This window comes from Mycobacterium sp. IDUB_28 (assembly GCF_055419285.1).
The window spans coordinates 23,318-29,317 of record NZ_JBVAXK010000023.1; the positions used below are offsets into that span (position 1 = coordinate 23,318).

Below are 6,000 nucleotides of genomic sequence, written 5' to 3' on the forward strand. Positions count from 1 at the left end.
CACAATTGCGGCGAGGAAGGGAGCCCGACCTCCTCAATAGCCAGAGACAACCGTAACCATCAATCCATACATACAGGTATATGGATTGATAGCTGGATGTGTGTCTATCTATATCAAGCGGTGAGGGCGGGGTATGTCCGGTGGATGGCTGCAAGAAGCAGCGCCTGAACGCTAGTGTCATGCTGAGCGGCAGTTATTTTTAGTGCTCTGTGCAGGTCAGCGGGTAGGTCCACTGTGCTCCGCCGGCCGCTGACCCCGTGAAATTGTTCAGCCGACTTCGCCAACGCTGGCACATCGGTGAGTCCTTCGGTGATTGCGACGCGCACCAGTTCGGTCACTGTGGTGTCGCGAGTTGCAGCGTGCGACTTGAGGCCGAGCCGCACTTGGGGGGGGTATACGACAGTGGTCCGTTGCGGTGGCGTTTTATCTGCCGGCGCGGCCGCCGGCAAGACGGGATGGAAGGTTTCTGCCGCGCGTGCACTGGGAGCCGCAGATACCGGCCGGCGGATGATCGAGGACCGGACTTGATCGGCTGTGGTCGGCTTGGTGCTCACTGCACCACCTCCTGGAGTGCTGGTGCCATCGCGGTGGTCAGCTCCTGGAATACGTCGGCGTAATCACCCAGATAGCGTGGAATGCACCGGCCGAATGACCGCTCAACGGCGGTACGCGCTCGCACGACGGTGCGCAGAGTGGGTGCCCCTGCGTCAGCCAGTGCCAGCGGTATCTCGGTGGCCTCGACTTTCCGTAGATCGACCAGCGTCAACAGGATGGTGGTGGGACGGTGCGCGGTGATGTCCAGCGTGGGCCATACGCGGTCAATGTCGGCCGCGCGCGGCCCGGACGGAATGATCACCAAGTCAGCCGCGTCGATCGCGGCGTCGATCGCCGCCGCAGTGCCCGGCGGGGTGTCGATCATGATGAGCTCATCGGGCGTACTAGTTAGTCCTCTGAGGTCATCAGCTGTCACAGGTGTGACCGTGAAAGGAAGCGGCATATCCACTGATGCCGCTCGTTCCGCCCAGGAGGTCGCCGAACCCTGCGGGTCGGCGTCGAGAACGCGCGTGGGGGTACCGCGCCTGGTCGCTGCGGCGGCCAAAAACATCGCGGTCGTGGTCTTGGCGACCCCACCCTTGGTGTGCACGAGTGACCAAATCATGCAGTAACCATACACCCAGCCATCCATACATACATACAGGAATATGGATTGCTGGATATCTAGGTGTCTACGGTTTGCTTGCACCCCCGCCCGCTACCGTCTGCGCCCATGAGTGTGTTTGATGCCTGGATTGATGAATCGGGGTCCAATCAGCGCGTTGACCCCGGTACATACATCCTTAGTGCTGTTATCAGCGAAGCCGCTAAAGCTGCGGCCGCGCGTGAGGCGATGCGGTCGCTGCTCGTAGGCAAGAGGCATCGCAAGCTGCATTGGCGGGATGAGGACCGCAGCCGCCAGCACACCATCGCGATGACAGTGGCCCGCCTGGACGTGGAGCATCTGGTGGTCGTGCGGTCACGACCCGATAGCGGTGATCATCCCGAACGTCAGCGCCGGCTCTGCATGGAGCGGCTGCTGCCGGAGTTGGTGGCATTGGGTGTCGGCCGGGCCGTCGTGGAATCACGCGGCCTCAAGGATGACCAGCAGGATCACCGGACACTGGACTATCTGCGTCGAAAGCGGGTGCTTGGCGGGCAGCTGCATCTTGATCACATCGGAGGTCCCATTGAGCCAATGCTGTGGATACCCGACGCGTGCTGCGGGGCCGTCACGCAGCTGCGGAGCGGCGACCCCGAGCATTACGCCCTGATTGAAACAAAGGTGACCCTGCTTGAAGTCGAGTCCTGAATACGCAGAACCCCAGGCCCTGTCTTCCGGCAGGATCTCCTGGGGTCCACTTCTGATGACACCGCAATGCATCAGCTTCACCAGCAACTATAGGCAAAGTGCAAGCATTGTTCAACCCTAGGGACCGGTACCCGCTGGATCGGGAAATGCCCAGGGTGCGGGCGATCTGGGCGCGGGGAGTGCCTGCTTCGTTGGGCAGCAGCAGCGGCGATGGTGTCACTGCTGAGGCCGGGGCGGCCGGCGGCGCGGGCGATGGCTACCCCGGCGGCGGTGCGTTCGGCAGCGATGGCGCGTTCGAACTCTGCGACGGCGCCGAAGACGTGGAAGATAAGTCGGCCGCCTGGGGTGGTGGTGTCCACTGGTTCGGTGAGCGAACGCAGCTCGAAGCCGCGGCTGCGTTGCAGGTCTTGGGCGATGGTGAGCAGGTGGGCCAGGGGGCGGCCGAGGCGGTCCAGCCTGCACACCATGTGAGAACGTCGCCGCGGCGGGCGTAGTCCAGGAGGCTGGCCAGCTCGGGGCGATCGTCACGCAGCCCCGACATTTGATCCGTCCAAATCCGTTCTGCACCAGCCTCTTCAATGCTGCAAGTTGCAGCTCTGGTGACTGATGGTTATGGATTCCATGCGGCGGTCACCGTCGCGCCGGGAACGACCTGGCCGCTACTTCCGTCGCTTTCGACGTAGTACGGAAAGAGTTCGTATCCCTCGACGCGGAAGGCCACAATCGGCAACTGCGTGCCGTCCTTCATGGTGGTGGTCAATCCAGGAGGAGCGGGGATAAAAGTCTGATTCTCAGCCATGACCTGGACCGTATCTGGTGGGTTGGTCGAGGCAGCGGTAGACGCTGGATCGGGATATGTCGAGGGTGCGCGCGATCTGAGCGCGAGGAGTACCAGCCTGGTCTAGGGCCTGGACGGCGGTGATGATGTCGGCCGTGAGTCCCGGCCGCCCAGGATGGCGGCCCGCGGCGCGGGCTGCTGCCACTCCGGCGGCGGTGCGTTCGGCGGCGATGGCTCGCTCGAATTCGGCGACGGCACCGAAGACGTGGAAGATCAGCCGCCCACCTGGAGTGGTGGTGTCGATGACTTCGGTGAGTGAGCGGAGCTCGACGCCGCGGTCCTGCAAGTCGTTGGCGATGGTGAGCAGGTGGGGGAGTGAGCGGCCGAGGCGGTCGAGTCTCCACACCATGAGTACGTCACCGCGGCGGGCGTATCTGAGCAGCGCGGCCAACTCGGGGCGGTCGTCGCGGACACCGGACATGCGGTCGGCCCAAATCCGTTCGGCCCCAGCGTCCGTGAGCGCCTGCACCTGCATGTCGGGGGACTGGTGCAGCGTCGAGACTCGCGCGTATCCCAGCAGCGTCACCGGCAAGTCCTTCCTCATCGACGGGGCACGATCATTCAGGCCCGCCCGGGACGCTTGCGGCCCGGGCGGGAGCCATCTGTGTCTTTAAGGGTGTCCCCGTTCCTCGCGGTCTGGGACATGATTTTGGGACACCCGGCTGACATTTTTTCCCAGGTCGCAGATCCTGTATTCACCCTGTCGCTCAATAGGTCATTTTGGAGACGCAAAGACGCTTCAACCGCGAACGATGGCAACTATCTGAGCGGTGTACGTCCGAATCGCAAGATCTGTGGTGGCGCAATGTCACTGCTTCCTTCTACCCTGAGCCGCATGGAGTACGGCACGCCGCTTCACGTCGATCCGGTCGAAGCCACGGCTATAACGAAACGTGCGGCGGCAAACCCTGTGTCAGCCACGCCAATGGCAATCGCTACGCCAGGGAATGCCTTCGACTCCGCGGTCGCGGCTCTCTTGGCCTGGGCGGCGGCGGCGGATGCTGGAGCCGCGAGTTCATTACACACGCGGGGGACGGAACTTTCGAATCATTCCGCGATGGGTTTTGCCAAGCTAGCCGCGATGAATACGGAAAATGCTTGCCATCTTGGGGAGATTGTGTGACTCCGCCACAGTCAGCGACGGCGGTGCCGCCGCCACCTTACGGAGAGGCGTTTTCACCCCAAAGAAGATACAGCCGTCAGCGCTCTGTGCTCGCGGTTGCCGCCCTGGGTACGGCAGTTGTAGCAGCTGTAATGGGTGGGGTGGCGTTAGTGCGGTCGGCTTATCCGCCAAGAGCGACTCCGCTTAGCCAGTCGGAAACGCCGACACATGCACCCCCCGGGAGTAGAGATCAGGCGGCCGCCGCGAAAAAAGAGGCGTGTGACGCTTGGGCGGCGGCGGCGAGCGCCATTAACGCAGCTCGACATGCTTTCGTCATTGCACCACCGAACTGGGATGATCCGATCACCGCGAACGCATTGGCGCAGGCTGAAGCAGCCATTGCGATCCAAGTTGCTTATGTGAGGCAACACGTACCTAACGCCACGCCCCCTGAAGTGGCGACACCGATCAGCGAATACCTAACGGCCGCAATCGATACCGCGGCGGCGGACGGACAACACCAGGACGATGCCGTGGCTAACGCAGCGGCAGAGCGTTCAACTGTCGCAGCAAAGAAGATTAGGGCCGCCTGCGGATAACAACCATGGCAGCAACCGAACCACACCATACGGATGAAATTATTCCGGCGGAGCTTTGGCCAAGCGCGCATGAGGACGCATCTAGGGCTTCGTCAGCCTTTAGCGATGGAATATCTGCCGCTGCTTCCCGAGCAGCGGCCTACCGTGTTGCAGCCGAACATCTTTCCGCGACAACCGAGGGTGCTACAGCAGAAGCCGTCATTGCAGCCCATCGCCAGCACGCGGCTGACCACGACAAGCACGCGGATATCCGCCGGGACATCGCCACGGCGGCTTCACGGGTAGCAACGCTGGGTCATGATTTGGCGACCTGCTTAAACAGGATCGAACACGAGGCACGCGAAGAGTTGGCAGCAGCAACGTTTCTGCCGGCGGCGCGTCAAGCGATCACCAATGCGGCGCGCGCTAGGGCGGCAGCAGCGCATGCTGAATTTACGGCCGCGGTGAGTCGCCATCACGCCCAAGTTGTGGAGGGGGTGACACCGTACTTAACCGCGGTAGCTGGGCAAACCCCGGTGCCACTCTCTCCATCACCATCCGCGCCGCGCTCACCGACTCAACCACTAGATACAGCAACCGATCCAGACGGTCTAGAGCCGCGCGGTCGAGGTGGCCTTGAGCGCCGCGCAAAGGGTCCACAGCAGCAGGGCACATCATCTGATCCTGGCAGATCACCGTTACCTGACGGATTAGAGCAGCGCGGCCCGATTGAGTCGTCGAGCCCTGCACTGCCGCCTCCTGTGCCGATCGGCTCCGGGAGAGCTCCTTCGGTTGGGGGAGGCGGGCTCGGCGGCGGTGGAATGCCGACGGGGGGTTTGGGGGGCATGCCCTCTTCGGGAGGATTGGGGGGTCTTGGGTCGGGGAATCCGCTGTCTTCGTTGACATCAGGTTTTGGGCAGGCGCCTGGTGGCGCGGCAGGTGGGGGGCTGTCGTCGGGATTGCCGACTGCGGCTGGGCTTTCGGCGCCGCCCGGAGTTGGCCAGCCTTCAACGGCATTCACACAGGGGTTGGCCGCGGCCTCGGCGGGCGGTGGGAGTTTTGTGCCGCCGCCGGCGGCCACGTCGGCGGGTGGGGGACCGGGGGCGAGTTCGGCGAGTGGTGTGCCCGCTGCGGGCCTGTCGGAAGGGCAGGCCGCACCGGCCTCGGCGAGTGGTATCGGGATGCCGGGTGCTCACGTGCCGATATCGGCCGCAGGCGGATCAGGCGGCGGGGTGGGTGCTGCTCCACCGATGATGTTGCCGTCGCCGGGTATGGGTGCCCCGCCAGCGCCGCCTGGGCTGCCGGCAGGCTCAGCGTCGGTGACAGCTCCTGCGGGTCCGGTCAGCGGGTCTGGCGGGGGGGTGCCCACGGTCGCTTCTGGCGGAGTGGGTGGCGCTGGGGCGGCGCTGGTTCCGGCACCGGTCGTGAGCGCTGGAAGCGCACGCCCTACACGAGCCCCCACCGAATCCCCAGAGTTGTTGGCTGCGAAGGCTTTAGCGATCCAACTTCGCCGCGATGGCGATGCGGCGCTGTACCCGGTGATCGATTGGGCGGTAGGAGTGTTTCGCTCTGAGTCCGGCTCAGCGACCGAGACCGTGTTCATGTCCAACGAAGGATTTGGTTACATTCCGCACGG

At 63.7% G+C, this 6,000-nt stretch carries 6 protein-coding genes; 2 read left to right on the forward strand and 4 right to left on the reverse strand.

Features of this window, described 5'->3' with window-relative positions:
- Positions 1–550: 550 nt before the first annotated feature.
- Positions 551–1,159 (reverse strand): ParA family protein, encoded by a 609-nt coding sequence (locus ACZYZ9_RS25925; RefSeq protein WP_055577144.1) that lies wholly within the window; start codon positions 1,157–1,159, stop codon positions 551–553.
- A 108-nt stretch (positions 1,160–1,267) separates the two neighbouring features.
- On the opposite strand from ACZYZ9_RS25925, the gene ACZYZ9_RS25930 reads away from it, so the two are divergent.
- Entirely contained in the window at positions 1,268–1,846 is a 579-nt protein-coding gene (locus ACZYZ9_RS25930; protein WP_063892828.1) for a hypothetical protein, read from the forward strand.
- A gap of 77 nt (positions 1,847–1,923) precedes the next feature.
- Here ACZYZ9_RS25930 and ACZYZ9_RS25935 read toward each other — a convergent pair whose 3' ends face one another.
- From ACZYZ9_RS25935 to ACZYZ9_RS25945, 3 genes are all read right to left on the reverse strand, one after another.
- Entirely contained in the window at positions 1,924–2,313 is a 390-nt protein-coding gene (locus ACZYZ9_RS25935) for a recombinase family protein (RefSeq protein ID WP_288819900.1), read from the reverse strand.
- Between the two features lie 143 nt (positions 2,314–2,456).
- Entirely contained in the window at positions 2,457–2,645 is a 189-nt protein-coding gene (locus tag ACZYZ9_RS25940) for a hypothetical protein (protein ID WP_156452505.1), read from the reverse strand.
- Positions 2,638–3,210, reverse strand: coding sequence for a recombinase family protein (locus ACZYZ9_RS25945; RefSeq protein WP_353936080.1), 573 nt, complete (start codon positions 3,208–3,210; stop codon positions 2,638–2,640). Before ACZYZ9_RS25945 ends, ACZYZ9_RS25940 begins: the two co-directional genes overlap by 8 nt.
- A 117-nt stretch (positions 3,211–3,327) precedes the next feature.
- Here ACZYZ9_RS25945 and ACZYZ9_RS25950 point away from each other — a divergent pair, with 117 nt between their 5' ends.
- Positions 3,328–3,807, forward strand: coding sequence for a hypothetical protein (locus tag ACZYZ9_RS25950; protein ID WP_197419826.1), 480 nt, complete (start codon positions 3,328–3,330; stop codon positions 3,805–3,807).
- Positions 3,808–6,000: the final 2,193 nt, after the last annotated feature.